Source organism: Actinotalea fermentans, assembly GCF_007991475.1.
GTDB classification, from domain to species: Bacteria; Actinomycetota; Actinomycetes; order Actinomycetales; family Cellulomonadaceae; genus Actinotalea; species Actinotalea fermentans.
On record NZ_BJYK01000004.1, the window covers coordinates 224,960 to 251,184 of the forward strand.

Consider the following 26,225-nt stretch of genomic DNA (forward strand, 5'->3'; position numbering starts at 1 on the left):
CCTCACCGTCCTCCGCACCCTCGCCGGCGTCGCCGTCCTCGACGCCCATCACCGGCGATGCGGTCCCACAGCACGACGGGCGTCGCCCCTCCTGGCGCGCCGTCGTGCCCGCCGCGGGCGTCTCGCTGTCGGCGTTCCTGCTGTTCGGCGCCCACGTGCGCCCGCTCGGCTGGGTCGTGCTCGCCGCGTCCCTGGTCGCGGCCTGGCTGCTCGACCGGCCGTCCACCCGCGACGCCGCGCCCAACGTGGGACCCGCGCCCGACAGCACACCCGCCCCCGACGGCGAGCCCGGCCCCGCCCGTGGCGACCACGCCAAGGATCTCCTGCTCATCGGCCTCGGCATCTCGATCGTCAGCACCACCTCGATGGCGGCCGACGTGTCGTGGCCGCGCTTCGTCGCCATCGGCACGGCGCTGGTGCTCGCCGTGACCGTCCCGTTCGTCGTCGACCGCGTGGTCTTCCGGCGTCGGGCCATCCGGTTCCCGTGGCGGGGCGGGCGCGCCTGGCCCCGGGCGGAGCGCGCCTACCTCGTCGCGGTGCCGCTGCTGGGCTGGCTGATCCTGCCCTGGTACTTCATCTCCTCCGGCGCCTACGAGAACTGGCCGCACATCACCGACGGCAGCGAGCTCGCGCGGTTCTTCGTGGGCGTCAACGCGGTGGGCACGTGGGACGAGCTGTTCTTCATCTGCACGTGCTTCGCGCTGCTGCGCCGGCACTTCCCGGTGTGGCTGGCGAACCTGCTGCAGGCGGTCATCTTCACGTCGTTCCTGTGGGAACTCGGCTACCGCGAGTGGGGTCCGCTGCTCACCGCACCGTTCGCGCTGCTCCAGGGCGCGATCTTCGCCCGCACGGGGTCCCTGACGTACGTGCTGATCGTGCACCTGCTGTTCGACGCCGTGGTGTTCCTCGCGATCGTGCACGCCCACAACCCCGACATGTTCGCGATCTTCCTCACCACGCCCGGCCGCTGACGTCCGCGGGCTCCGGCACCCGGGCGTGCGCGAACCCCGCGATGCGCACCGGGCGCAGCGCGTCGGTACGCCCCGCGAGCAGGTGCCCGACGGCGTCGGCGAGGTCTCCCGTGCGCTCGACGGCGAGCCCGACCGCCTCCAGCAGCGCCCGGATCTCGTCGGGCGCGGCCTCGAACCGCCACGGTTCGCCGGACTGCGCGGCGACGGCGGCCACGCCCTGGGCGTACGCCTCGCCGACGTCGTCGCGGTGGGCCGCAGGCAGGACGTGGTCGAGGACCAGCTCGGAGCCCGGCGCGAGCGACGCGACGCCCAGGGCCAGGCCGCGGACGTCGTCGGCGGTCAGGTACATCGAGACGCCGAGGCAGGCGACGAAGGCCGGCTGGGTGGGGTCGAGGCCGGCGTCGAGCAGCGCCGCCGGCCACTCGGGGTCGCGCAGGTCGGCGGCGACGAAGCGCACGGTAGCCGGGACCGCGAGGCCGGCATCAGCGAGCGCGGCGCGCTTCCCCGCGCCCGCCGGGGCCAGGTCCACCTCGAACGCGATCCGGCCCGACGGCGCGGCCACGCGGAGCGCGGACGTGTCCAGCCCGGCGCCGAGCACCACGTACTGGCGTGCCGCCGACGCCGCGAGGAGGTCCTCGGCGACGCGCGAGCGCGCCACCGCCCACAGCCGGGCCGTGGCCAGCACGGGCTCGGCCGGGTACGCGCGCTGGTAGCCGAGGAACCCGGTGCCGGCGTCACCGAGCAGGCGCGCCGCGACGTCGTCGACGAGCAGGTGCGGAGGCTCGTCCACCTCGAGGTGGGCAGCGCGGGCGGCCGCCGCGGCATACGCCGTGGTGCCGAGACGGGGAGCAGAGGCGGGCGAGGGAACGGAGGTCGTCGTCACTCCATTCAACTATCACATTCGCGCCCTGGAATGCATTCCACCATACCACAGAAATGCATTTCTCGCAATCCGCCGAATGCATCATTCTCTGGCGGGGCCCGCCTGTTCAGCCGACCAGGTCGGCCACCTGGACGACACCGAGCTCCACCCCGGGCTCCGGGCCCGCCGGACTCGCCGGCAGCACAGCCCCCAGCACACCCGCCGCCGCGATGGCGAGGGCGACGGCCGCGACGAGCCCCCAAAGGGAGGCCGGCGAGGCGTCCTGCACTGCCCGTGGCACGCGCTCGATCCCCATACCTCGCTGTGTCGCGAGCGGGCCGGATCCTGCACGACCGCCGCGCGATCACCGAGGCGCCCGTGCGACCATCGGGGCATGGCCCTGCCCCCCGAGACTCCCGGCCCGGGTTCCGAGGTCGCCACCCCGACGCCGGACGCCGCGCCCGACGTGACCCGCGTCGTCGACCGTCCCGTGGAGCCGGAGCCGCACCTGACGTCCGTGACCGGCATCCGGATCCTCGACGCGGCACTCGACAAGGCCGTGTCGGTGCCGTCCGCGAGCATCCGCAACCACGTCGACAAGCTGCGCGCGCGCAACCCGCACGCCAGCCCGCAGCAGATCGTCACGCTGCTCGAGCGCGAGTACCTGCTCGCCGTGAGCGCGTCGGGCGGCGCCGTCGGGGCCGCGGCCGCCGCGCCCGCCGTCGGGACGGGCGTGGCCATGACCCTGACCGCCAGCGAGGTCGCGACCTTCTTCGGGGCGTCCGCGGCGTTCGCGCTCGCCGTCGCCGAGGTGCACGGCATCCAGGTGGAGGACGTCGCCCGACGCCGCACGCTCGTCCTCGCCACGGTCCTCGGCGACCAGGGTGCGAGCGTCGTCGGCACCGAGGCCGGGCTGACGAGCATGGGGGGCGCCTGGGCCAAGCAGGTGCTCACGAAGATGCCGTCGTCGACGGTACGCAAGGTCAACGGCGCGCTGGCACGGCGGATGCTCAAGCGGCAGGCCGCCAAGCACGGCGCGCTCGCCTTCGGCCGGCTGGTGCCGTTCGGCGTCGGCGCAGCCATCGGCGTCGCGGGTGCACGCTCGCTGGGCAGGACGGTCGTCGAGGGGGCGCGGCGGGCGTTCGGCCCGCCGCCGCCGTCGTTCCCGGCGACGATCGAGGTGGTCGCCATCGCGAAGGACCTCGAGCGGCTCCCGACGCGCTTCCGGCTGCCGCACCGGCGAGCGCCTCAGTAGCGCCTCAGTAGCGCCTCAGGCCACCTCAGCCGCGCGTCGGGAGTGCGTCACCACCGGTCGTGCACGTGCTCGCGGATCGAGCGGTCGTAGATGTCCTCCAGCGCGGCGAGCTGCGCCTCGGTGAGCGGCTCGAGCGCGGCGGCGGCCGCGTTGGCCCGCGCCTGCTCCGGCCGGCTCGCGCCCGGGATGACGGTGCTCACGCCCGGCTGGTCGATGATCCAGCGCAGGGCGAGCTGCGCCGTCGTCGCGCCGTGCGGCGTGAGACCGGCGACCTCGCGGGCCGCGGCCACCCCCACCTCGAACGGCACGCCCGCGAACGTCTCGCCGACGTCGAACGCCTCGCCGCCGCGGTTGTAGGTGCGGTGGTCGTCGGCGGCGAACTGCGTGTGCTCGTCGTACTTGCCCGAGAGCAGGCCCGAGGCGAGCGGCACGCGCGCGATGATCCCGACGCCCGCCTCCGCGGCCGCGGGCAGCACGCGCTCGAGCGGCTTGCGGCGGAAGACGTTGAGGATGATCTGGATGCTCGCGACGTTCGGGCGCGCGATGGCGGCGAGCGCCTGGTCGACGGTCTCCACGGAGACGCCGTAGGCGGCCATGCGCCCCTCGGCGACCATGCCGTCCAGCCAGTCGTAGGTGCGGTCCGCCTCGATGACCGACGACGGCGGGCAGTGCAGCTGCACCAGGTCGAGGGTCTCGACGCCGAGGTTCTCGCGCGACCGGTCGTTCCAGGCGCGGAAGTTGTCGATGACGTAGTTGCCCGGCTCCTGGGCCATGCGGCGGCCCATCTTCGTGGCGACCACGAGCCCGGCGTCGGGCCGCTCGCGCAGGAGGCGCCCGACCAGGCGCTCGCTGCGGCCGTCGCCGTACACGTCGGCGGTGTCGAGGAACGTCACGCCCTCGTCGACCGCGGTGCGCAGGATCGCCATCGCGTCGTCCTCGGCGACCTCGCCCCAGTCGGCGCCGAGCTGCCAGCAGCCCAGCCCGACCACGCTCACGTCCTTGCCCGTCCGCCCCAGCACACGCGTCTCCATGACCATGACGGTACCCCGCGGGGCAACCGCAGCTCGAATCGATCCGACCCACGCGGGGCCGTCGCCGGAGACGGGGACGGCAGCGGTCGGCCGAATACCCCGGCGCCCGGTGGTGTTGAGATCACATGAGCCGCCGCGCGTCAGCGACGACGCACCTGCCGATCCCCGCCGAGCGCGCGTGGGACCTCGTCACCGACGTCCGCAACCACGCCCGCTGGGTCCCGTTCACGCGCATCGACGCCCCGCACCCGCTCCGCGTCGGCGACCGGTTCTCCGCCGCGACGGGCCCCGCGGGGTCGCTGCACCGCCTCGCGCTCGTGGACCGCATGGAGGTCACCGCGACCACTTCGCCGACGACGGCGCCCCCGGCGCCCGGCCGCGCGGTCTACCGCAAGCTCGGCCCGGTGCTGCTCGGCGGGGCCGAGGTGCTCGTCGAGCCCGCGGGCCCCGACGCCTCCGACGTCACGTGGGTCGAGGACATCCACCTGCGCGGCCTGCCCCGCTGGGCCGTCGCCTGGATCTCGCGGCCGCTGGCCACGCTCATGGTGCGCGGCGCCCTGCGCAAGGTCCGCGCCGAGGTCGCGGCCGGCGTCGGGAACCGGCGGTGAGACGCGCCTCGCTCGCCGGGCTGCTCGCGACGGCCGTCGCCCTCGGGGTCGCCGAGCTCGCCGCCGGCGCCCTGGGCGCGCGCTCGCTCGTCGTGGCGATCGGCGACGCGGTCATCGACCGGACCCCCGGGTGGCTGGAGCGGTTCGCCGTCGCGACGCTCGGCACCGCCGACAAGCCCGTGCTCCTCGTCGGGATCCTCGTGGTGTCCGCGCTGGTCGGCGCGGCGCTGGGCCGCCTCGCCCGGACCCGCCTGGCCCTCGCCTCCGCCGGCCTGGTCGCGTTCGGTGCGCTCGGGGTCGCCGCCGCCCTGACCGACGCGCGGACCGACCCCGCCGCCGCCGTCGCGGTGGCCGGCGTCGGCGCCGTCGCGGGCGTCGCCGCGCTCGTCCTGCTCACCCGGGCGGCCGCGCCCGCCGGGCCGGCCCGCTCGGTCGACACCGACCCGACCCTCTTCGCCCGACGCCGGTTCCTCGCCCTGGCGAGCGCGTCGGCCGCCGTCGGCGTGCTGGGCGCCGCGGGCGGGCGCCTGCTGGCCTCCCCGCGCGTCGAGCGGCTGCGCGAGACGATCGCGCTCCCGCGCCCGACGGCGACCGCCGTCCCCCTCGCGCCGGGGGCGGGTCTCGCCGTCGACGGCCTGACGCCCCTGCGCGTGCCGAACGGCGAGTTCTACCGGATCGACACCGCGCTGCTCGTCCCGGAGGTCGACCCGCAGGACTGGAGCCTGGAGGTCCGCGGCCTGGTGGACCGGCCCTTCACGCTCACCTACGACGAGCTCCTCGAGCTCTCCACGGTCGAGTCGGACGTCACGCTCGCGTGCGTGTCCAACGAGGTCGGCGGGGGTCTGGTCGGCAACGCGCGCTGGCAGGGCGTGCCGTTGCGCGACCTGCTCGAGCGCGCCGGCGTGCAGCCGGCGGCGACGCAGGTCATCGGCCGCTCCGTCGACGGCTTCACCGCGGGTTTCCCGGTCGAGCTGGGCCTGCGCCAGGGGTCCGGGCCGGGCGACGTCGGCGCGCTCGTCGCCGTCGGGATGAACGGTGAGCCGCTGCCGCAGCGGCACGGGTTCCCGGCGCGGCTCGTGGTGCCGGGCCTGTACGGCTACGTGTCCGCGACCAAGTGGCTCAGCGCCATCGAGCTCACGACGTTCGACGAGCGGGGCTACTGGATCCCGCGCGGCTGGTCCCGCGAGGGCCCGGTCAAGACCCAGGCGCGCATCGACGTCCCGCGCCGCGGCACGGTCGCACCGGGGCGGCAGCCGGTCGCCGGCGTCGCCTGGGCGCCGAGCCGCGGCATCGAGCGCGTGGAGGTGCGGGTCGACGACGGCCCGTGGCAGGAGGCGCGGCTCTCGGACTCCCTCGGCGTCGACGCGTGGCGGCAGTGGGTCTGGGAGTGGGACGCGACGCCCGGCGCGCACACGCTCACCGTGCGGGCCACGGACGGCACGGGCGAGGTGCAGACCCCGCGCGTCGCTCCCCCGGCCCCGAACGGCGCCAGCGGCCACCACACCGTCCAGGTCGTCGTGTCCTGACGCCCCCGGACGCCCGGCGGCGCGTCTGCGGAGGATCCGTCGCGCTTTCCGGGACGTATCCTCCGCAGATCGAGGATGCGCGGACGGACGCGCAACGAATCGCCGTCCAGAGGGCCCTGCGCGCAACGGAACGCGCATCGACACGCACCGATGGTCGCGGCGTCGGCCACCCGGCGGCGCATAACCTCGAACAGACCGACCGCACGGCGGCCCGACGGCGCCGCGGCCAGGTCCGACCACACCCCTGGGCCAGACCCCGGCCCACCACCGGAGGCGACTTGTGACCAGCACGCCCACGCCGCACACCCCGCGCACCCCCACCCCGCGCCACTACCTCATGTGCCGCCCGACCTACTTCGACGTCACCTACGAGATCAACCCGTGGATGGACGTCACGAAGCACACGGACAACGCACGGGCCGTGGCCCAGTGGGAGCAGCTGTACGCGGCGTACCTGGAGTGGGGGCACCGGGTGGAGCTCATCGACCCGATCCCCGGGCTGCCGGACATGGTCTACGCCGCCAACGGCGCGATGGTCGTCGACGGCCTGGTCTACTCCGCGAAGTTCCGCTACCCGGAGCGCGCCGCCGAGGGCCCGGCCTACCAGAAGTGGTTCGCCGACCGCGGGTACGTCACGCACACCGCCGCCGAGACCAACGAGGGCGAGGGCGACATCCTCATGGCGGGCGACGTCATCCTCGGCGGCTCGGGCTTCCGCACCGACCCGGCCGCGCACCGCGAGCTCGCCGAGCTGACCGGCCACGAGGTCGTCACGCTCGAGCTCGTCGACCCGCGCTGGTACCACCTCGACACCGCGCTCACGGCGCTGAACGGCACGCCCGACCAGCCGCTCATCGCGTACTTCCCCGGGGCGTTCTCGCCCGCGTCGCAGGCCGTGCTGCGCGAGCGCTTCCCCGACGCGATCATCGCCACCGAGCGCGACGCCCTCGTGCTCGGCCTCAACTCGGTCTCCGACGGCTACCACGTGGTGCACTCCCCTGCGGCCGTCGACTTCCCCGCCCAGCTGCGCGAGCACGGCTTCTCCCCGGTCGGCATCGACACGTCCGAGCTGCTCAAGGGCGGCGGCGGCGCGAAGTGCTGCACGCTCGAGATCCGTCCGGCGCCCGAGGACTGACCCATGGACCCGCGCGACCTGCTCACCGACGACGACGCCCCGGTCACCCTCCCGGGCGGCGAGCCGGAGCCCGGCGCGCACCTGGCGGGCAACTACCACCCGCTGCCGGTCCGCATCGCGAGCGGCGAGGGCGCGTGGGTCCGTGACGTCGCGGGCACCCGGTACCTGGACTTCCTCGCGGGCTACTCCGCGCTGAACTTCGGCCACCGGCACCCGGCGCTCATCGCCGCCGCGCACGCCCAGCTCGACCGGCTGACCCTCACCTCGCGCGCGTTCCTGCACGACCAGCTCGGCGAGTTCGCCGACCGCCTCGCCGGCCTGGTCGGCCCGCTGCTCGCGCCGTCCGCGGGCGGCGAGCCGACGCTCGTCCTGCCCATGAACACCGGCGCGGAGGCCGTCGAGACGGCCGTCAAGACCGTCCGCAAGTGGGGCTACGACGTGCGCGGCGTGCCCGAGGGCGCGGCCACGATCGTCGTCGCGGCGGGCAACTTCCACGGCCGCACCACCACGGTGATCTCCTTCTCCACCGACGACGACGCGCGGCGCGGCTTCGGCCCCTACACGCCCGGGTTCCGCGTGGTCCCGTACGGCGACGCGGCCGCCGTCGCGGCGGCGATCGACGACACCACCGTCGCCGTGCTGCTCGAGCCGATCCAGGGCGAGGCGGGCGTCGTCGTGCCGCCCGCGGACTACCTGCCGACCGTGCGCGCGACCTGCGACGCCGCCGGCATCCTGCTGGTCGCCGACGAGATCCAGTCGGGCCTCGGGCGCACGGGCACGACGCTCGCGTGCGAGGTCGTCGGCGTGCGCCCGGACCTCGTGACCCTCGGCAAGGCCCTCGGCGGCGGGATCGTGCCGGTGAGCGCCGTCGTCGGGCGCGGGGACGTGCTCGGGGTGCTCACGCCCGGGACGCACGGCTCGACGTTCGGCGGGAACCCGCTCGCGACGGCCGTCGGGATCGCCGTGCTGGAGCTCCTCGCCACGGGCGAGATGCAGGCCCGGGCCGCGGTGCTCGGCGCGCACCTGCACGAGCGCCTCGCCGCGCTGGTCCAGGCCGGGCTCGCGGAGGCGACGCGCGGCGTCGGCCTCTGGGCGGGCGTCGACGTCCCGCCGGCGCTCGGGACGGGCCGCGACCTGGCCGAGCGGCTGCTCGCGCGGCGCGTCCTGGTCAAGGACACGCACGGGCACACCGTGCGGCTCTCGCCGCCGATCGTCATCGCCGCGGACGACCTCGACTGGGCGCTGGACCAGCTGACGGACGCCCTGCACTGACCTGCCGCTACGGCACCATCCAGGCGAGCGGGCCGGTCTGCAGCAGGACCAGGCCGGTGACGAGCACCAGCAGCCCGATGCTCCATGGCAGCAGCGTGCGGAACAGCGTCGGCTCGCTGCCCGGCTGCCCGACGGCGGCCGCGGCCACCGCGAGGTTCTGCAGCGACAGCATCTTGCCCAGCACGCCCGCCGACGAGTTCGCCGACGCCATGAGCACCGGCGACAGGCCCGTCTCCTGCGCGGCGGTCACCTGGAGCTGCCCGAACAGCGCGTTCGAGGACGTGTCCGACCCCGTGAGCGCGACGCCGATCCAGCCGATGAGCGGCGACAGCGCCGCGAAGGCCGCGCCGGTCGAGGCGAGCGCGGCGCCGAGCGTCGTCGTCTGGCCGGACAGGTTCATCACGAACGACAGCGCGAGCACCGCGGTCACCGTGACGATCGTCAGCCGCAGCTGGCCGAGCGTCTCGCGGTAGATCCGCAGGCCACGCCGCGGGCCGACCCGGTACATGGCCATCGTCGCGATCCCCGCCAGCAGGAGCAGCGTGCCGGTCGCCTTGAGGTGGTCGAGCGTGAAGGTCTGCGCGCCCACCGGCTCGCCCTCCGGCGTGACGACGTCGAGCCCGGGCCAGCCGAAGGTGACCCGGCCGACGTCGGACAGCCAGGCCTTCACCGCGGGCACCTGCGCGACCGAGAAGATCGCCATGATGACGAGGTAGGGCGCGACGGCGAACCACATCTGGCGCGCGGCGGGCCGCTCGACGGCGGCCGGCGCCGCCTCCCCCTCGCGCGCGACGCCCACGACCTCCGCCGGCCGCCACACCCGCAGCATCGCGAGCACCGCGACCACCGTCGCGACGGCCGCGACGACGTCGGTCAGCTCGACCGCCAGGTAGTTCGCCGTGACGAACTTGGCCAGGCCGAACACGAGCCCCGCGACCAGGGCGACCGGCCAGGTCTGCCGCACCCCGCGACGCCCGTCGACCATCAGCACCAGCAGCAGCGGGACGAGGAGCGCGATGAACGGGGTCTGGCGGCCCGCCATCGCCGACAGGTCGTCCAGCGGCAGGCCCGTCACGCCCGCGAGCGCGATGATCGGTGCCGCCATCGCGCCGAACGCGACCGGCGCCGTGTTCGCGAGCAGCGAGACGAGCGCGGACGTCATCGGCTTCATGCCGGCCGCCATGAGCATCGCCGCCGAGATCGCCACCGGCGCCCCGTACCCGGCGAGCGCCTCCAGCAGCGAGCCGAAGCAGAACGCGACCAGGATCGCCAGGATCCGCAGGTCGTCGGACACCGAGCGGATCGACCGGCCGAGCACGTCGAACCACGGCGTGTCCACGGTCACCCGGTACAGCCACAGCGCGTTGACCAGGATCCACAGGATCGGGAACAGCCCGTAGAACCCGCCCTCGGCGGCCGCGCTCAGCGCCTGCCCGGCAGGCATCCCCCACCCGACGACGGCGAGCACCAGCGCGGCGGCCAGGCTCACCAGGGCCGCGCGGTGCGCCTTCATCCGCACGACGCCGAGGAGCACGAAGAGGAGCAGCAGCGGGACGGCCGCGCACAGGGCCGAGACGAGCAGCGAGTCCGCGACGGGGTCGACGTCCTGCACGAACACGCGAGCCTCCATGATCGGCCGACGGGCGCCTGCGATTCTGCCGACCCCGAGGATGGCGCGACTGGGACCTTCCGCGCACCGGTCGTCCACCTCCGGCGTCGGGCATGCTTGGGTCCGTGCTTCCCGGTGCACCGGACCTGGACCCCATCGACGCCGCCATCCTGCGCGAGCTCGGGCGCGACGCGCGGGCGAGCTTCGCGCGCATCGGCGCCGTCGTGAACCTCTCGGCGCCCGCCGTGAAGCGGCGCGTGGACCGCCTCAAGCGGCGCGGCGTCGTCGACGGCTTCACGGTGCGCCTGGACCCCGGTGCGACCGGGTGGGGCACCGAGGCGCACGTCGAGGTCTACGCCGCGGGCTCCACGCGGCCGGCCGTGATGAAGGAGGCCTTCGAGCAGTACCCGGAGATCGTCGCGGCCAGCACGGTCACCGGGGACGCCGACGCCGTCGTGCACGTGCGGGCGCGCGACATGACGCACCTCGAGGAGATCGTCGAGCGGCTCAACGCCGAGCCGTTCGTCGTGCGGACGCGGTCGAGCGTCGTGCTGACACCGCTCGTGCGCCGGCCGGACGTGCCCGTGCAGCCGTGAGCGCCTGAGCGACCGCCGCTCGACCCGGGCTCAGTCCGCCGCGCCGCCGCCCCACTCCTCGTCGCGCACCTTGGTCGTGACGACCATCACCGGGCAGGACGCGTGGTGCAGCACCGCCTGGCTCGTCGAGCCCAGCAGCAGCCCCGCGAAGCCGCCCCGGCCGCGGGACCCCACGACGACCAGGTCGACGGCGGTGGAGAACTCCGTGAGGAGCTGTGCAGCCGTCCCGTCCAGGACGTGCCGGCGCACCTGCAGGTCCGGGTGCTCCACGAGCGCGCGGTCCACCACCACGTCCAGGCCGGCGCCGACGTCGTGCAGCACGGCCTCGTGGTCGGCGGCGCTCGGCTGCCACGCGAGGTAGCTCGTGGTCGTCCCGATGGGGACCGCCGCGAGGGCGGTGAGCTCCGCCTGCCACGCCTCGGCCTCCACGATGGCCCGGCCCAGCGCGACCTCCGCCGCCTCCGAGCCGTCGACCCCGACGACGATCCGGCGCACCGGCAGCGCCCCGGCCGAGGCGTCGTCGTCGACGTCGGCCGCCGCGGCGTCCGCGCCCGTGCGGTCGTGCCGGCGATAGGGCACGACGACCGTCGGGCAGTGCGCGTGGGCCGGCAGCGCCGACGACACGGTGCCGAGCAGGCGCTCCGCGAACCCGCCCCGGCCGCGGGTCCCCACGACCACCAACGCTGCCTCGCGGGAGAGCTCGACCAGGACGGCTGCCGCGTCGCCCGTCGCCACGACCGAGGTGGCACGCAGGCCGAGCGGGCCGACCCGCTCGAGCGCCTCGTCCAGCACGGCGCGCGCGCCCTCCGCGATCGCCGAGTCGTCGAGCGCGGCGTACCCGCCGTCGAGCGCCGCCGCCGTGAACGACGGGATGGAGTACGCGCACACGAGGTGCAGGCCCATGCCGTGGACCTTGGCGTACGCGCCCGCCCAGTCGAGAGCGGCCAGGCTCGGGGGGGATCCGTCGACTCCGACCAGGACTACGTCGTGGTGCGTCATCGCTCCTCCATCGGCTCGCGGACGATCACCAGTCTGCCCCTTCGCGCGTCTCCCGGAGCAGTCCCCGCGCCGGGAGATCGCTCAGGCCACCGACTCCAGGTACTGGTGCCACGACGGATGGGGGCGCACGGTCGCGGCCAGCAGCGCCGACCCTCCGCGGGGCGCCGTCGGCGTCACGAGGAGCTGCCACCCGAGCTCGGACAGCAGCCGGTCCGCCTTGTGGTGGTTGCACCGGGCGCACGCCGCGACGACGTTCGTCCACTCGTGCGGACCGCCGCGCGACCGGGGGTGGATGTGGTCCACCGTGTCCGCCTGCCCCGCGCAGTACCCGCAGCGGAAGCCGTCCCGCTGCAGCACGGTCCGCCGCGTCGGGGGCACCGACGCCCGGAACGGGACGTGCACGTACCGCGTCAGGCAGAGCACCTGCGGCACGGGCAGGGCGAGGGCCGCCGAGTGGAGGTAGCGGCCGTCGGACTCGAGGACCACGGCCTTCCCGCTCAGGATCAGGCTCACGGCCCGGTGCAGGGTCACGATGCACAACGGCTCGCGACTGGCGTTGAGAAGGAGCGACCGGCGTGGGGTCGCGGGATGGTGGTCCTCCGTGGACTGGCTGTCCACCTGGAGGGCCGGGACGTACGTGGATCGCACGGCATGCCTCCCGTCCTGTCGGACCCGGCTGGCTGCAGGGTCCCGTGACGCAAGGTCAGAGTACGCGAGGCTCCTGGGAGCGCCCACGGATATCGGGCGGCGGGGCGGCATCCGGCGGACCACGCGCGGGAGGCGCCCCGGTGGCGACCGGAGATGCGCGAAGGCCCGCGGACACGTGGTCCGCGGGCCTTCGTCGCGACGGCGTCGTCAGCTCAGCCGGTGACCCGAACGAAGATCGGGTTGGACTGCCAGATCCCGCGGAACTGGATCGTCTTGCCGGGGCGCGGGGCGTCGATCTGGAGCCCGTCGCCCGCGTAGATGCCCACGTGACCGGGCGAGACGATGATGTCGCCCGGCTGCGGCTCGGTGACCCGCGTGCCGACGTCGTAGTAGGCGCCGGAGCTGCGCGGCAGGGAGATGCCGAGCTGGCCGTAGACGTAGGACACGAAGCCGGAGCAGTCGAAGCCGTCGGGCGAGGCGCCGCCGGCGACGTACGGGACGCCGACGTAGCGGGCCGCGATCTCGAGGACCGCGTTACCGGCCACCGACTGCGGGATGGCGTTGTTCACCGGGCGAGCGGCGGCGCGCGACGCGGCGGTGGACCGCTGCACCACGGGCTCGGGCTTCGGGTTGGCGGTGACGGTGATGTCGGGGGCGTCGAAGCCCCAGGCCACGGCCTCGGTGGGGACCTGCACCACCGGCGAGGTGGCGAGGGCGGCGCGCGCCTGCTCGGTGAGCGCGGCGACGTCGACGGGGGGAAGGGCGTTGGCGGGGCCCTCAGCGGGCGCGGCCGACGTCGGGATCGCCATCGTGGTGATGGCCAGACCGCTGGTCACGGCGACGGCGGCGGAGCGCCGGCCGACGTTGGCCATCCCAGTCGCGGCAGCGGCTGCGATGTCGTCCAGCGGTGTGAGCGGCCGACACGCTGCGCGGTGCCTGGCTCGGTTGGAGTCCGTCACGCGTACCTCTCCGATGCCTGCGAGGTGAGCTGTCGGGTTCGGGTGGGAGATCACCCGGTCCTGGTCGCTTGCGCTCCCGGGACTTCACCCCAAGGGCATCGGAGGCCGATGCCCGGATTGGTTCCCCCGCTCCTGCCATGCGTGTCGAACGGACCTGCGGGTGGTGGCAGGACTCGGCATCCACCCGAGGGCTCCGAAGAGGAGGGTTCCCCGAAGCGCTTCGCACAGTACCGGAGGCGTTCGGCGAATGTCACGCTCCGGTCACGGTGACGCGGCGCACATGTCACGACACGCCCGCCCACGGGGGCCGGAGCCGAGGGCGCGCCAGGACCTCCAGGGCCTTTGGTCCCAGGCCGACGGGGGCTCGCCCCCGCCTCCGTCACGCCCCGGCGTCCGCCACGAAGACGTGCCGCGCGATCTCCTCGGGCAGATCGATGACCTCGGCGGAACCCACGCCCGCGACGGTCACGTGCGCCGCCGACGGGCGCACCACGACCGCGGCGTCGGGCAGCACGCCCGCCGCGCGCAGCTCGCCGAGCAGGTCCGCGTCGACCTGCACGGGCTCGCCCAGCCGCGCCACGACGGCGGTCGCCTCGCCCACGCCGTCGAGCGAGCGGGCGAACGCGCTGAGGGAGACCACGCCGTCGAGGAAGGCGTTGGCGGGCTCGTGCTCGCCGAGCTCGTCCAGGCCCGGGATCGGGTTGCCGTACGGCGAGCGCTGAGGGTGGTCCAGGAGCTCCAGCAGCCGCTGCTCGACCCGCTCGCTCATCACGTGCTCCCAGCGGCACGCCTCGTCGTGCACGAGCGACCACTCGAGCCCGATGACGTCCGTGAGCAGCCGCTCGGCCAGCCGGTGCTTGCGCATGACGCGCGTGGCCTTGGCCAGGCCGTCGTCGGTGAGCTCGAGGTGGCGGTCGCCGCTGACGACGACCAGGCCGTCGCGCTCCATGCGCGCCACCGTCTGCGAGACCGTCGGGCCGGAGTGGCCCAGGCGCTCGGCGATGCGCGCCCGCAGCGGGACGATGCCCTCCTCGACCAGCTCGTAGACGGTCTTCAGGTACATCTCGGTGGTGTCGATCAGGTCGCCGCTCACGCCCCAAGGTTACGGTGCCGCGGCCCGCCGCCCCGGGACGCGGGCCCGCTGGACGTCCCGCGGGCCCGGGCGGCCCCGCGCCTAGAGTTGGCGCATGATCGACACGACGACCATCGAGATCCCCGCCGACCTGCTCCCCCGCGACGGTCGCTTCGGGTCCGGGCCGTCGAAGATCCGGCCCGAGCAGGTCGAGGCGCTGGCCGCCGCCGGTCGCACGCTCCTCGGCACGTCGCACCGCCAGGCGCCCGTGCGCGCCGTCGTGCGCCGCCTGCGCGAGGGCCTGGCCGAGCTCTTCGCGCTGCCGGAGGGGTACGAGGTGGTCCTCGGCAACGGCGGCTCGACGGCCTTCTGGGACCTCGCCACCTTCAGCCTGGTCCGCGACCGCGCTCAGCTGTGCACCTACGGCGAGTTCGGCACGTCGTTCGCCACCGCGGTGCGCCGCGCGCCGTTCCTGGCCGAGCCCGACGTGCGCACGGCCGACGTCGGCTCGCGCGTGCTCCCGGCCGCGGCGCCGGGGATCGACACCTACTGCTGGCCGCACAACGAGACCTCGACGGGCGTCGTCGCGCCCGTGCGGCGGCCCGAGGGGGCCGACGCCGACGCGCTGGTGCTCGTGGACGCGACGTCGGGCGCGGGCGGCCTCGCGGTCGACGTGCGGGAGACGGACGTCTATTACTTCGCCCCGCAGAAGTCGTTCGCGTCCGACGGCGGCCTGTGGCTCGCCCTGGCCTCGCCGGCCGCCGTGGCGCGGGCCGAGGCGCTCGAGGCCGACGGTCGCTGGGTGCCGCGGTTCCTGTCCTTCGCGACCGCCCTGACGAACTCCCGCCTCGACCAGACGCTGAACACCCCGGCGCTGGCCACCCTGCTGCTCATGGTCGAGCAGGTCGAGTGGATGCTCGCGAACGGCGGCCTCGCGTGGACCGCCGCCCGCACGGCCGAGTCCGCCGCGCACCTGTACGGCTGGGCCGAGGCGCGCGACTGGGCCACCCCGTTCGTGGCGGACCCCGACGCGCGCAGCTCCGTCGTCGGCACCATCGACCTCGACCCGTCGATCGACCACGCGGTCGTGTGCCAGGTGCTGCGCCGGCACGGCGTCGTCGACGTCGAGCCGTACCGTCGCCTGGGCCGCAACCAGATCCGGGTGGCCATGTTCCCCGCGGTCGACCCGGCCGACGTCCAGGCCCTGACCGCGTGCGTCGACCACGTGGTCGAGCGCCTGCGATGACGGCCGCCGGTCCGACGACCGACCGCACCCGCCGCCCCCGCGCGTTCCAGCGCGACCGGCTGACCCTCACGCTCGACGGCGCCTTCGTCACCTGGGGCTGGTTCCTCTACGCGTTCACGCCGACGGTGCCGCTCATCGCCGGCGAGCAGGGCATCTCGTTCGCGCTGGCCGGCCTGCACGGGACGGCGATGGCGGTCGGCTCCGTGGTGAGCGGGTTCGTGACGCCGTGGGTCTCGCGCCGGTTCGGGCGCCGGGTGCAGTTCCTCGCGGGCACCGTGGCGATCCTGGCCGGCGTCGTCGCGCTCGTCACCGGGACCGCGCTCGTCGCCACCCTGCCCGCCTGCTTCCTGCTGTCGCTCGGCGGCAACCTGACGATCACCGCGGCGCAGCCGGCGCTCGTCGTGCACCACGGCGCGGGCGGGCCGTCGGCGGTGACGGAGGCGAACGGGATCGGGTCCGGCGTCGGGCTGCTCGCACCGCTCGCGGTGGGCCTGACGGTCGCCGTCGGCTGGGGCTGGCGGCCGGCGGTCGCGGCGACCGTCCTGTTCGCGGTGGGCGTCGCGGTCGCGGTGGCGACCCTGCGCGACGAGCCCGCCCTCTCCCGCCCGGCCCCCGTCGCGCACGCCGACCGGCCGGCCGACGTGCGCTTCCCCCCGGAGCTGTGGTTCTTCTGGGCGTCGATGGTCTGCGGCTCGGCGATCGAGTTCTCGACCACCTTCTGGGCGGCGGACCTCCTGGCCGTGCGCACGGGCGCGTCCGCGTCGCTGGCCACGGCCGCCGTCTCCGGGCTCATCGGCGGCATGACGGCGGCGCGCTTCGTGCTCGGCCCCCTGGCGGCCCACAAGGCACCCGAGAAGCTGCTCATGCTGAGCTACGCCGTCGCGCTGCTCGGCTGGGCGGGATTCTGGACGGCGACGTCGCCCGCCCTCGCCGTCGCGGGCCTGGTGGTCGCCGGTCTGGGCTACGGCGCGATGTACCCGATGTCCGTGTCGCTCGTGCTGCGGGCCGCGGGCGGGCGGCCGGACAAGGCGCAGGGCATCGCGTCGCTCGGCGTCGGGCTCGCCACGGGCGTGGCGCCGTTCGCCCTCGGGGCGATCGCCGACCAGATCGGCACGCACCGCGCGTTCGTCGTCGTGGCCGGGCTGATCGTGCTCGGCGGCTGCTCGGTGACGCTCGGCCTGCGCGCGGTCCGGCGGCGCGTGGCCGCCGAGCGCACCCTCAGGCTGCCGTGACGCGGTTCGCGGCGTCCTGCTGGCGCATCGCCTCCGCGGCCTCCTCGCGCGCCACGTCGTCGGGCCAGCGGACCTCCAGGTGCGGCCGGCTGAGGAGCCGGTAGCGGACCTCCAGGTCCCAGTTCCGGATCGCCCAGATGCCCGCGGCCGCGGCCACCACGAGGGCGCTGATCGCGCCGACGCCGATCGACCAGCGGGCGCCGTAGGTCTCGGCGACCCAGCCCACCACCGGCGACCCGATGGGCGTCGCGCCGAGGAAGACGATCAGGTACAGCGACATCACGCGGCCGCGCATGTGCGGCGCCGTCGACATCTGGATCGTCGCGTTGGCCGCCGTGAGCATCGTCAGGGAGGCGAACCCGACCGGGATGGTGGCGAGCGCGTAGAGCTCGTAGGTCGGCATGAGCGCCATCACGCCGGCGAAGACGCCGAAGGCCAGCGCGGACCCGATGACGAGCCGCACCCGCGGGCGCTCGCGGCGCGCCGCCATCAGCGCGCCCGTGAGCGAGCCGATGGCGAGGATCGAGCCGAGGATGCCGTACTCCCCCGCGCCCTTGCCGAACTCCGTGCGGGCCATCACGGCGCTGGTCAGCTGGAAGTTCAGGCCGAACGTGCTGACGACGCCGACCACCACCATCACCACGATGATGTCCGTGCGGCCGCGCACGTAGCGCAGCCCCTCGCGGAACTGGCCCTTGCCTCGCTGGGAGCGCTCGACGGGCAGGAAGTCGCGGGCGCGCATCGCGACGAGCGCGAGGATCGTCGCGGCGAAGCTCACCGCGTTGATCATGAACACCCAGCCGGTGCCGACCCAGGCGATGAGCAGGCCGGCGAGGCCGGGGCCGACCATCCGGGCGGCGTTGAACGAGGCGCTGTTGAGGCCGACGGCGTTGGACAGCTTGTCCGGCGGGACCATGTTCGCCACGAAGACCTGCCGAGCGGGCGCGTCGATCGCCGAGACGCACCCGAGCAGGCCGGCGAACACGTACACGTGCCACAGCTGCGCGTGCCCGACCAGCACGAGCAGGCCCAGGCCGCCCGCGAGGACGCCCATCGCCGTCTGCGTGCCGATGAGGAGCTTGCGCCGGTCGACCCGGTCGGCGAGGACGCCCGCCCAGGCGGACAGGAACAGCGCGGGGCCGAACTGGAGCGCCGTCGTGACGCCGACGGCGATGCCGGAGTCGTCCGACAGGACCGTGAGCACGAGCCAGTCCTGGGCGACCCGCTGCATCCAGGTGCCGATGTTCGCGACGAGCGCGCCCGCGAACCACAGTCGGTAGTTGCGGAAGGCGAGGGAGGCGAAGGTGTTCCTCACTGGGCGGCCAACCTCCGCAGCAGCGTGGCGGCCTCGGCGAGCACCGCACGCTCGTCGGGGGTGTAGCTCGCCAGGCGGGCGCCGAGCCACTCGTTGCGGCGGCGACGGGTCTCGTGCACCTCGACCGCACCGGCGTCCGTGATGGACACGACGACCTGGCGCCCGTCGGTCGGGTGCTCGGCACGCTGGACCAGCCCGGCCGCCACGAGGGCGTTCACCAGTCGGGTCATGTGCGGGGGCTGGACGTGCTGGTCCTCGGCGAGCGCGGTGGGCGACATCGGGCCGCGGTTGGTGAGCGCCGCGAGCACGGCGTACTGGCCGTCGGTGATCTCGTCCGACGAGCGCTCCTGGCGGATGCGCCGGACGGCGCGCGTGGCGGCCACGCGCACGTCGTCCGCGAGGTCGGTCAGGTCGGGCACCTCGGGGGCGGCGAGGGCGACGGGCGCTGCGGGGTCGGGCTGGGCGGGCATGTTCTTATCATCGGTCATTACCCTGGGTAACTAAAATGGATTCCGGGTGATTCCCGCCACGTCCGACCTCCTCACCGCCGCGCGCCGACCTCGCCCGCGCCGACCTCACCCCGCGCCGACCTCGCCCCGCGCCGACCCCCACGAGCAACGGGTCCAGATGCGAACGACTGTTGTTCGCGTGGAGGACGGTTGTTCGTCGGGCGCGCCGTTGCTCGCGCGCACTCGGGGCACCACAGGCGGGCACCACGGGCAGGCACCCCAGGCGGGCGCGCCAGGCGGGCATCGTCCGCGGACGCGCGACGGCCCCCCGAGCCGGAGCTCGAGGGGCCGTCGCGGTCGCCGGGTGGAACGCGCGCAGCGTCAGACGCCGAGCAGCTCCTTGATCGGGGTCATCGCGAAGTAGATGACGAACAGGCCCGCGCACACCCACAGGAGCGGGTGGACCTGGCGCACCTTGCCGACCGCCACCTTGAGGATCACGTAGGCCACGAAGCCCGCGCCGATGCCGACGGTGATCGAGTAGGTGAACGGCATGAGCACGATGGCGAGGAACGCGGGGATCGCGACCTCCATGTTCCGCCAGTCGATGCCGGAGATCTGCATCATCATGAGGAAGCCGACGACCACGAGGGCCGGCGTGGCGGCCTCGTAGGGCACCATCGCGACGAGCGGCGAGAGCAGCGTCGCGAGCAGGAACGCGGCACCGGTCACGACCGACGCGAGACCCGTGCGGGCGCCGTCGCCGACACCCGCCGCGGACTCGATGTAGCTCGTGTTGGACGAGACGGACGCGGCGCCACCGGCGGCCGCGGCGATCGAGTCGACGATCAGGATCTGCTTGGTGCGCGGCGGGTTGCCGTCCTCGTCGAGCAGGTCGGCCTCGCCGCCGATGGCGACCATCGTGCCCATCGTGTCGAAGAAGTCGGCCAGCATGACCGAGAAGACGAGCAGCGCCACGGCGAGCAGGCCGAGCTTCTCGATCGAGCCGAACAGCGAGAAATTGCCGATGAGCGAGAAGTCCGGCACGTCGGCGACCTTGTCGGGCATCTCGGGGACCACGAGGCCCCAGCCGGTCGCGTTGTCGGCCGTCTTGCCGCCGAGGTCCGCGACGGCCTCGATGACCACCGCGAGGATCGTCGAGGCGACGATGCCGATGAGGATGGCGCCACGCACCTTGCGCACGTACAGCACGATCGTCAGGAACAGGCCGACGACGAAGACGAGCATCGGCCAGCCGTCGAGCGAGCCGTTCACGCCGAAGGCGAGCACCGGGTTGCCCGGGCGCACGATGCCGGAGTCCACCAGGCCGATGAGCGCGATGAAGAGGCCGATGCCGACGCCGATCGCCGTCTTCAGCTCCTTCGGCACCGCCTTGAACACGGCCTCCCGGAAGCCCGTGAGCACGAGCACGAGGATGATCAGACCCTCGAGCACGATGATGCCCATCGCGTCGGGCCAGCTCATGCCGTCGAGGCTCGCGACGGAGAAGGTCAGGAAGGCGTTGAGCCCGAGGCCTGCGGCGATCGCCAGCGGGAACTTCGCGACGATGCCCATCGTGATGCTCAGGATGCCCGCCACCAGGGCCGTCACCGCGGCGATCTTGGTGACGTCGCCGCCGGCCAGGAACTCACCCGTGCCGTCGGGGATGGTGGTGAGGATGAGAGGGTTGAGCACCACGATGTAGCTCATCGCGAAGAAGGTCACCAGACCGCCACGGACCTCGGTCCAGACGGTGGAGCCTCTCTCGGTGATCTTGAAGTACTTGTCGATCGCGCTGAGGGCGCGCGGGGCATCGGCCTTCTCGGCCGTGGAGGGGGTGGTCTGCGCCATGGCGCGCATAGTGGCAGATGCCGCGGGAGCGAATCCTCCCGTTCCGCGACGCGTGTCGCCAGTTCTGCACGACGTCACCCTCCTGGCCTACACCGGCGCCGTCCTCATGATCACCCTGTGGCCCTCGCCGCCCGACGTGGGCTCGAGCCCGGTGGTCGAGCGCCTCCTCGCGTGGGTGCACGACGCCGGCGTTCCCGAGGGCTTCGACCTCGCCGCCCTCGAGCTCACCGCGAACGTCGCCATGTTCGTGCCGCTCGGCCTGCTGCTCGCCTCGTCGGCGCGGGTGCGCGCGCCCTGGCTCGCCGTCGCCGCGGGCCTCGCCCTCTCGGCCACCGTCGAGACGGTCCAGATCGTCCTGCCGGGACGCGTCCCCACGGCGCAGGACGTCGTCGCGAACACCGCCGGGGCGGCCCTGGGGGCGTCGGTCGTCGTCGCGCACCGCGCCCTGCGGCGCCGTCGGGCCCGACGCGCGGGGACAGCGGAGACCGCCGTCGCCGCCGGCTCGGCGGCTGCCGTCACCCCTTCGGGCGACTGACCTCACCCGCCCGATCCCTCATGACGCGCGGCTGTCCGGCCGACTCAAGTGACGTGGACGTCACCGCTCCCCTGCCCGGCCCGGCCGCCGACCCGGCCGTCTGGCGCGACACCCTGTCGCCCGAGCTGCGCACGCTCACCGAGATCACCCTGGCGCACGCGCTCGAGGCCGTCGTGGACACCGGCAGCCCGATGCGGCCGTTCGCGGTGACCGAGGACGGGACCGGGCGCACGCTCGTCCGCTTCGACGGCGAGCCCGGGGCCGCGACCGACCGGGCGCGCGAGCACGCCCGCGCGTCGGCGGGTCCGCGGGCCGCGGTGGCCTGGGACGGCTGGCTGACGGTCGGCGGCATCCGGCAGGACGCCGTCGTCGTGCAGGCCTCCGAGCGCGGACGCCCGGGTGTCGTGGTGGCGCACCGCTACCGGGACACCCTCGAGGGCACGGTCGTCGTCGGCAAGCCGGTGCTCGTCGGACCGGGCGACGCGGTCCTCTGACGCCCGACGCGCGGTCCGCGCACCCCGCCCGGCTAGGCTGCGGCGCGTGAGCACCCCGCCCGACGCCGGACGCCCCGGCGACGCCCTCGGCGGCCTCCTGGCGCCGAGCACCCTGCGCCCGGTCGAGCTCGACCTGCGGACCGTCTTCTGGACGATCACGGGCGGCTTCGCGGTGGCGCTCGTCGTGCTCGCCGTCGTGGGCCTGGTGTCCTCGGTCGAGGGCCGCACGGTCGCGATCTGCGCCGCCGGGGTGGGCCTGGGCTTCCTCGCGCAGGGCTGGGTTCGGTGGCGCGAGTCGTCGCTGCGGCGGCGCGGCGCCACGGCCACCGACGACGGCGCCCCGGGTGGCGTCGGAGGCACCCCCGGCGACTGAGGCCCGCGGCCTGGGCCTCAGCCCTCGAGGGCGAGGTCCAGCAGCACCTGCGCCACGGCGTCGGGCTCGGCGAGCAGGCGCGCGAGGTGTGCGACGTGCCGCGGCCCGACCACCTCGGCGAGCGCCCGCGCCAGGCCGCCCGGCGTCGCGGCGTGCACCCGGCCGTCCCACCACCAGTCGACGGCCACCCCGTCGACGCGGAGGTCGTCGTGCTCGAGCCACGCGTCGGGCGCCGCCGGGAACACCGCGAGCACGGCGTCCGGCGTCGGCGCCGCCTCCCCCGGTGACGTGACCACGCCCGGCGCACGCTCGTCCGCGCGGTCCAGGTCGAGCGCATCGGCGACCCGCGCCACGGCCGCCGTCGGGACGAGCAGCAGCGGCCCGCAGTCCAGGCGCTGCGCCCAGAGGGGCCCGGCCACGGCGACGTCGTCGGTGGGGACCGCCCGGACGCCGTCGGGCACCAGGGCCGGGAGCAGGGGCAGCTCGGCGAGCGGGGCGACGCGGTCGAGGCGGGCGCACGCGCGCCAGAGCTCGACGGCGAGCGCGACCGGGACCTCCTCGCCCTCGCGCAGGTCCGCGAGCAGGGACGCCCAGTCCTCGGGATCGAGGTCCTCCCCGCTCGCCACGCCACCGACCAGCCGGCGGGCCGCCTCGTCGAGGTCCGCGACCACCGGCGGCGCCGGCGGGAGCCAGGCGGGCGCCGCGGGACCGACGGCGAACGGCCGGTCGAGACCGAGGTCGCCGCGCCGCCGCAGCCACCACGACGTGTAGGCGGGCACCGGGTCGCGGCCGGGCACGCGCACCGGGGCGAGCGCCGCGCGGTGCTCGGCGACCAGTCGGCGCACGACGCGCGGCCACGCCTCGTCACGCACCGCGTCCAGGTCCGCGACCGCGGGCACCTCGAGCCCGGGCGGGCCGCCCCGGGCCACCCCGCCCGGCGCCGCGTCCCGCCGCGCGTCCACCCCGGAGTCCAACCCGGTTCCCAGCCCGGCCTCGGCGAGCCAGTCCGCCCACCCGTCCAGGGACTCGAGCAGGTGCTCGTCGGGCGCGTCGAGCGGCACCCGCACCTCGGCGAGGCCGGCGCGCACGCCCACCCGCGCCAGCACGTCGGCGCCCCACCGCCCCTGGACCTCGGGGTCGACCGCGGGCAGCACCTCCGGGTCGAGATCCTCGTGCGCGGCCGAGCCCGCCAGCACGAGCCCGCGCGCGGGCAGCAGCTCGCCGTCCTCCGCAGGCAGCAGCACCTCGCCCCACCAGGACGCCCCGCCGCCGTCCTGCCCGCCGCCGTCCTGCCCGGCGCCGTCCTGCCCGACGGCGGCACGCACGAGCGCGAGGAACGGCTCGGCCAGCCCGGGGTCGGCCAGGACCTGCGCCCGGGCCGCGTCCGAGCGCGCGATCGCCGCGAGGGTGGTCCGCTCGGCACCGAGACGCTCGAGCAGCGGGTGCGCGGCCGCCGGGTGCACGACGCGCAGACCCCAGTCCGCCAGGAGGTCCGCGAGGCCCCCGGCGGCGTCGTCCAGCAGGAGCAGACCGCGCGGCCCGCGCACGGTCCGGCCGTCGACGAGCGGCACCGGCAGGGTCGCGAGCTGCTCGAGGCCACGTCCGTCGACGCCGGCGCACGCGTCGTACAGGTCGCGCGCGGCCCCGGGGGCGAGATCCGGCAGCGCGTCGACGGCCTCGGCGAGGTCCGTCGTCGCGATCCCGAGCAGGCGCACGAACCGGCGCTCGGCCGGGCCCAGGTCGACGAGCCCTGGCCGGGTCGCCCCGAGCGCGCGCACGAGGGAGGGCGGCACAGGCGTGGCGAGCGCGACGGCGTCCGCGGGCGCGACGCGCGGGCCCCCGTCGGCCGGGACGAGGACCGGCGCGCGCCGCGTCGCCGCGACCACGGCCGCCACGAGCGCGGCGTCGAGCGGGCCGGCGGGCAGGGCCGCCGGGAGCAGGTCGGCCCACGACGGCGCGCCCGGCGCCGCGAGCAGGTCCGCCCACGCGCGCCCCGCCTCGCGGACGAGCGCGTCGGTCACCGGGCCGGCGGCCACGTGCCGGCGCGTGGGGTCCAGCGGGAAGGTCCCGACCAGCACCGCCGGCACCGAGCAGGGCTCGTCTGTGGGCGTCGGCGCGTGCACGACGCCGGGCGCGGTCCCGCCCTCGCGCCGGACGGCCCACGCGACGTCCCAGGCCCGCCTGCCCTGCTCCTCGACGGGCCGGTCCGCCAGCAGGGCTGCGTCGTGCTCGCCCGAGCGACGGGCCGCCACCCACCGCGCGGCGACGTCGCGCACGACGCGCGGCGCGTCGTCGTCGACCTGGACGGTCACCTCGGCGAGCGCGGGCAGGGCGAGGAGCAGGACGTCGTCGACGGCCGCGAGCTGGTCGCGGACCGCGCGGACGGCGGCGTCGTCGCGCAGCGTCAGGGCGACGACGGTCGCGCGGTCGGCGGGCGGGGCCGCGGGATGGCCCGGCGCGGGTCCACCGAGCGGCAGGCGGAGCACCGGCAGCCAGTCCCCGCGCGCGGCCGCCTCAGCGGCCAGCGCCGGGTCTCGCGCGGTCGCCTCCGCCAGCAGCGCGCGCGTGTCGGCGAGCGTGAAGCGGACGGCGCCGGCGACCGACGCGACCGTGACCGCGTCGCTGACCCCGCGCACGGCCGCGAACCCGACGCCGAAGCGCCCGACGCTCGGGCAGGTCCGCTTGGCGGACGCGCGCAGCGACGCGAGCGAAGCCACGCCCGCCGGGTCCAGCGGCGCGCCCGTGTTGGCGGCGAGGAGCACGGGGCCCGCCGGACCCGTCGTCCGCAGGACGAGATCGAGCCGACCGGCCACGCCACCGCGCGCCGCGGCGTCGGCGGCGTTCTGCGCGAGCTCGACGACCACGCGGTCGCGGTAGTAGCCGCGGGCGTGGTCCTCCTCGGCGTTCGCGTCCTCCCGCAGGCGGGCAGGGTTGCCGGACCACGCCGCGAGCGCCGCGTCCCGCAGCGCCGCCGTGCCCAGCGGGTCGTTCACCCGAGGTCCGGGGCGTCCTCGTCGGTCTCGGCCGGCTCGACCTCGGCGACGGGCTCGCCCTCCGGCTCGAGCTGGACCATCTCGAGCTCGGTGTCCGCCGGCGGGGCGGGCCACTCGCTGCGCGGCGCGGGCGCGTCGGTCTCGGAGTGCGCGCCGCAACCGTGGTCCATGCTGACGACGCGACCGTCGTCGGGCGACCACTCGTTCGCGCAGACGCCGAAGGTGGTCCGCATCGAGCCCGCGAGGAGCACGAGGAACCCGCAGGTCGAGCACGGCTTCTCGGCGGCCACCGCGCCCGGCGACGTCGGGCCGTGCACGCCCGAGTACCAGCGGGTCGCGGCGTCGTCCCGGCCGCGACGCGAGAGCACGCGGGGCCGGCCGAGCCCGAGCTCGCGGATCGCGACCTCGTCCACGTCGACGTCGCCGGTGGCCTCGTAGCCCTGGTCCAGCCGGTCGTCGTCCGGCAGGTACGGCAGCACGTCGCCGGGGCCCAGGTCGCCGGGCCGCAGCCGCTCGGCCCACGGCACCCACGCCGGGGCGAGGATCGCGCCCTCGCCCGGCAGCAGCGCAACCTCGTTGACCGTGGGGATCCGCCCGCGCGGCACACGCGCCAGCGTCACGGTCCACTGCCAGCCCGGGTAGCCGGGGGCGGTGGCGGCGAACTGGTGCGCGACCAGCCGGTCGCCCTCGACGACCGTGCCGAGGTGCTCGCCGACGAGGTCCGGCCCGCCGGCCACCTCCACGGCGGCCTCGCGCGCGAGGTCGACCGCAGCGCGGAGGACCGGGTCCAGCGTGGGCGCGGCCATCAGGCGTCGAGGTCGTCGGCGACGGCGCGGAGCATCGTCGCCACCTGGGTCGCGCGCTTGCCGTCGGGGTAGCGACCGCGGCGCAGGTTCGTCCCGACGGCGTCGAGCAGCTTGATGAGGTCCTCCACGATCACGGCCATGTCGTCCGCCGGCTTGCGCTGCGCGCGCGCGACCGACGGCAGCGGGTCGAGGACCCGCACCGAGAGCGCCTGGGGACCGCGACGGCCGTCGGCCACGCCGTAGTCCACGCGCGTGCCCGGCTTGGGCGCCGTCACGCCCGCAGGCAGCGCCGACGCGTGCAGGAAGACCTCGCCGCCGTCGTCGCCGGCGATGAAGCCGAAGCCGCGCTCGACGTCGAACCACTTGACCTTGCCGGTGGGCACGAAGG

General features: G+C 75.3%; 26 protein-coding genes and 1 riboswitch. Of the genes, 12 read left to right on the top strand and 14 right to left on the bottom strand.

Annotation, left to right across the window (positions count from 1 at the left end; all coding sequences use genetic code 11):
- The first annotated feature begins 47 nt into the window (after positions 1-47).
- Positions 48-971, top strand: coding sequence for a CPBP family glutamic-type intramembrane protease (locus AFE02nite_RS17720; RefSeq protein ID WP_052113875.1), 924 nt, complete (start codon positions 48-50; stop codon positions 969-971).
- Here the strand turns inward: AFE02nite_RS17720 and AFE02nite_RS08335 are convergent.
- Both AFE02nite_RS08335 and AFE02nite_RS17365 read right to left on the bottom strand, forming a co-directional pair.
- On the bottom strand, positions 952-1,854 hold the full coding sequence (locus AFE02nite_RS08335; protein ID WP_146819425.1) for a class I SAM-dependent methyltransferase: 903 nt from the start codon (positions 1,852-1,854) through the stop codon (positions 952-954). The genes AFE02nite_RS17720 and AFE02nite_RS08335 overlap by 20 nt on opposite strands.
- Before the next feature lie 106 nt (positions 1,855-1,960).
- Positions 1,961-2,134: a hypothetical protein gene (locus tag AFE02nite_RS17365; RefSeq protein WP_186814505.1), complete on the bottom strand. Its 174-nt coding sequence runs from the start codon at positions 2,132-2,134 to the stop codon at positions 1,961-1,963.
- 93 nt (positions 2,135-2,227) lie between these two features.
- Between AFE02nite_RS17365 and AFE02nite_RS08340 the strand changes: the two genes are divergently transcribed.
- The gene (locus tag AFE02nite_RS08340) at positions 2,228-3,088 is read left to right on the top strand and encodes a hypothetical protein (protein WP_261765546.1); all 861 of its coding nucleotides are present in this window, start codon (positions 2,228-2,230) and stop codon (positions 3,086-3,088) included.
- 47 nt (positions 3,089-3,135) lie between these two features.
- Here AFE02nite_RS08340 and AFE02nite_RS08345 read toward each other — a convergent pair whose 3' ends face one another.
- Positions 3,136-4,119, bottom strand: coding sequence for an aldo/keto reductase (locus tag AFE02nite_RS08345; protein WP_034247622.1), 984 nt, complete (start codon positions 4,117-4,119; stop codon positions 3,136-3,138).
- 125 nt (positions 4,120-4,244) lie between these two features.
- On the opposite strand from AFE02nite_RS08345, the gene AFE02nite_RS08350 reads away from it, so the two are divergent.
- The 4 genes from AFE02nite_RS08350 (at position 4,245) to rocD (ending at position 8,660) form a co-directional block, all read left to right on the top strand.
- Positions 4,245-4,727, top strand: coding sequence for an SRPBCC family protein (locus AFE02nite_RS08350; RefSeq protein WP_052113872.1), 483 nt, complete (start codon positions 4,245-4,247; stop codon positions 4,725-4,727).
- Positions 4,724-6,253, top strand: coding sequence for a sulfite oxidase (locus AFE02nite_RS08355; RefSeq protein ID WP_146819426.1), 1,530 nt, complete (start codon positions 4,724-4,726; stop codon positions 6,251-6,253). The genes AFE02nite_RS08350 and AFE02nite_RS08355 overlap by 4 nt, the downstream gene beginning before the upstream one ends.
- Before the next feature lie 280 nt (positions 6,254-6,533).
- Positions 6,534-7,388 (top strand): dimethylargininase, encoded by an 855-nt coding sequence (gene ddaH, locus AFE02nite_RS08360; protein WP_407643092.1) that lies wholly within the window; start codon positions 6,534-6,536, stop codon positions 7,386-7,388.
- A 3-nt stretch (positions 7,389-7,391) separates the two neighbouring features.
- Positions 7,392-8,660 carry an ornithine--oxo-acid transaminase gene (gene rocD / locus AFE02nite_RS08365; protein WP_146819427.1) on the top strand — a complete coding sequence of 423 codons (1,269 nt, stop codon included), beginning with the start codon at positions 7,392-7,394 and terminating at the stop codon, positions 8,658-8,660.
- Between the two features lie 7 nt (positions 8,661-8,667).
- Here rocD and AFE02nite_RS08370 read toward each other — a convergent pair whose 3' ends face one another.
- On the bottom strand, positions 8,668-10,278 hold the full coding sequence (locus tag AFE02nite_RS08370; protein WP_034245518.1) for an L-lactate permease: 1,611 nt from the start codon (positions 10,276-10,278) through the stop codon (positions 8,668-8,670).
- Positions 10,279-10,394: 116 nt separating this feature from the next.
- Between AFE02nite_RS08370 and AFE02nite_RS08375 the strand changes: the two genes are divergently transcribed.
- Positions 10,395-10,865, top strand: a complete 471-nt coding sequence (locus AFE02nite_RS08375; RefSeq protein ID WP_261765547.1) for an Lrp/AsnC family transcriptional regulator — start codon at positions 10,395-10,397, stop codon at positions 10,863-10,865.
- Positions 10,866-10,895: 30 nt separating this feature from the next.
- Here the strand turns inward: AFE02nite_RS08375 and AFE02nite_RS08380 are convergent, their stop codons facing one another.
- The 4 genes from AFE02nite_RS08380 to AFE02nite_RS08395 form a co-directional block, all read right to left on the bottom strand.
- Entirely contained in the window at positions 10,896-11,864 is a 969-nt protein-coding gene (locus AFE02nite_RS08380) for a universal stress protein (RefSeq protein WP_034245524.1), read from the bottom strand.
- Positions 11,865-11,945: 81 nt separating this feature from the next.
- A complete protein-coding gene (locus AFE02nite_RS17725; RefSeq protein ID WP_261765548.1) occupies positions 11,946-12,377 on the bottom strand; it encodes an HNH endonuclease in 432 nt (143 codons plus the stop codon).
- Positions 12,378-12,724: 347 nt separating this feature from the next.
- Complete coding sequence (locus AFE02nite_RS08390; RefSeq protein ID WP_146819429.1) at positions 12,725-13,384, bottom strand: C40 family peptidase; 660 nt, start codon at positions 13,382-13,384, stop codon at positions 12,725-12,727.
- A gap of 93 nt (positions 13,385-13,477) precedes the next feature.
- Positions 13,478-13,650: riboswitch (cyclic di-AMP (ydaO/yuaA leader) on the bottom strand.
- Between the two features lie 200 nt (positions 13,651-13,850).
- Complete coding sequence (locus AFE02nite_RS08395) at positions 13,851-14,564, bottom strand: metal-dependent transcriptional regulator (protein WP_261765549.1); 714 nt, start codon at positions 14,562-14,564, stop codon at positions 13,851-13,853.
- Between the two features lie 94 nt (positions 14,565-14,658).
- On the opposite strand from AFE02nite_RS08395, the gene serC reads away from it, so the two are divergent.
- Complete coding sequence (gene serC / locus AFE02nite_RS08400; RefSeq protein ID WP_034245530.1) at positions 14,659-15,789, top strand: phosphoserine transaminase; 1,131 nt, start codon at positions 14,659-14,661, stop codon at positions 15,787-15,789.
- Positions 15,786-17,021 (top strand): MFS transporter, encoded by a 1,236-nt coding sequence (locus AFE02nite_RS08405; protein ID WP_052113619.1) that lies wholly within the window; start codon positions 15,786-15,788, stop codon positions 17,019-17,021. The genes serC and AFE02nite_RS08405 overlap by 4 nt, the downstream gene beginning before the upstream one ends.
- Here AFE02nite_RS08405 and AFE02nite_RS08410 read toward each other — a convergent pair.
- The 3 genes from AFE02nite_RS08410 to AFE02nite_RS08420 all read right to left on the bottom strand — a co-directional run bounded on the left by AFE02nite_RS08410 (position 17,008) and on the right by AFE02nite_RS08420 (position 20,636).
- Positions 17,008-18,336 carry an MFS transporter gene (locus tag AFE02nite_RS08410; protein WP_034245533.1) on the bottom strand — a complete coding sequence of 443 codons (1,329 nt, stop codon included), beginning with the start codon at positions 18,334-18,336 and terminating at the stop codon, positions 17,008-17,010. The two genes, AFE02nite_RS08405 and AFE02nite_RS08410, sit on opposite strands and share 14 nt — an antisense overlap.
- Complete coding sequence (locus AFE02nite_RS08415; protein ID WP_146819430.1) at positions 18,333-18,806, bottom strand: MarR family winged helix-turn-helix transcriptional regulator; 474 nt, start codon at positions 18,804-18,806, stop codon at positions 18,333-18,335. Before AFE02nite_RS08415 ends, AFE02nite_RS08410 begins: the two co-directional genes overlap by 4 nt.
- Before the next feature lie 360 nt (positions 18,807-19,166).
- Positions 19,167-20,636: an NCS2 family permease gene (locus AFE02nite_RS08420; protein ID WP_034245548.1), complete on the bottom strand. Its 1,470-nt coding sequence runs from the start codon at positions 20,634-20,636 to the stop codon at positions 19,167-19,169.
- A 52-nt stretch (positions 20,637-20,688) separates the two neighbouring features.
- On the opposite strand from AFE02nite_RS08420, the gene AFE02nite_RS08425 reads away from it, so the two are divergent.
- The 3 genes from AFE02nite_RS08425 to AFE02nite_RS08435 are packed head-to-tail and all read left to right on the top strand — an operon-like array spanning position 20,689 to position 22,038.
- Positions 20,689-21,171, top strand: a complete 483-nt coding sequence (locus tag AFE02nite_RS08425; protein ID WP_052113620.1) for a VanZ family protein — start codon at positions 20,689-20,691, stop codon at positions 21,169-21,171.
- A 53-nt stretch (positions 21,172-21,224) separates the two neighbouring features.
- Positions 21,225-21,665, top strand: coding sequence for a hypothetical protein (locus AFE02nite_RS08430; RefSeq protein ID WP_052113621.1), 441 nt, complete (start codon positions 21,225-21,227; stop codon positions 21,663-21,665).
- A gap of 46 nt (positions 21,666-21,711) precedes the next feature.
- On the top strand, positions 21,712-22,038 hold the full coding sequence (locus tag AFE02nite_RS08435) for a DUF2530 domain-containing protein (RefSeq protein WP_034245535.1): 327 nt from the start codon (positions 21,712-21,714) through the stop codon (positions 22,036-22,038).
- A 17-nt stretch (positions 22,039-22,055) separates the two neighbouring features.
- Here the strand turns inward: AFE02nite_RS08435 and AFE02nite_RS17370 are convergent, their stop codons facing one another.
- From AFE02nite_RS17370 to AFE02nite_RS08450, 3 genes are read right to left on the bottom strand one after another with little or no spacing between them, the layout of a single operon-like run.
- Positions 22,056-25,031, bottom strand: coding sequence for a sacsin N-terminal ATP-binding-like domain-containing protein (locus AFE02nite_RS17370; RefSeq protein ID WP_186814506.1), 2,976 nt, complete (start codon positions 25,029-25,031; stop codon positions 22,056-22,058).
- A complete protein-coding gene (locus AFE02nite_RS08445) occupies positions 25,028-25,837 on the bottom strand; it encodes a DUF3027 domain-containing protein (RefSeq protein WP_146819433.1) in 810 nt (269 codons plus the stop codon). The genes AFE02nite_RS17370 and AFE02nite_RS08445 overlap by 4 nt, the downstream gene beginning before the upstream one ends.
- Positions 25,837-26,220, bottom strand: coding sequence for a cold-shock protein (locus tag AFE02nite_RS08450; protein ID WP_034248854.1), 384 nt, complete (start codon positions 26,218-26,220; stop codon positions 25,837-25,839). Before AFE02nite_RS08450 ends, AFE02nite_RS08445 begins: the two co-directional genes overlap by 1 nt.
- Between the last annotated feature and the right edge of the window lie 5 nt (positions 26,221-26,225).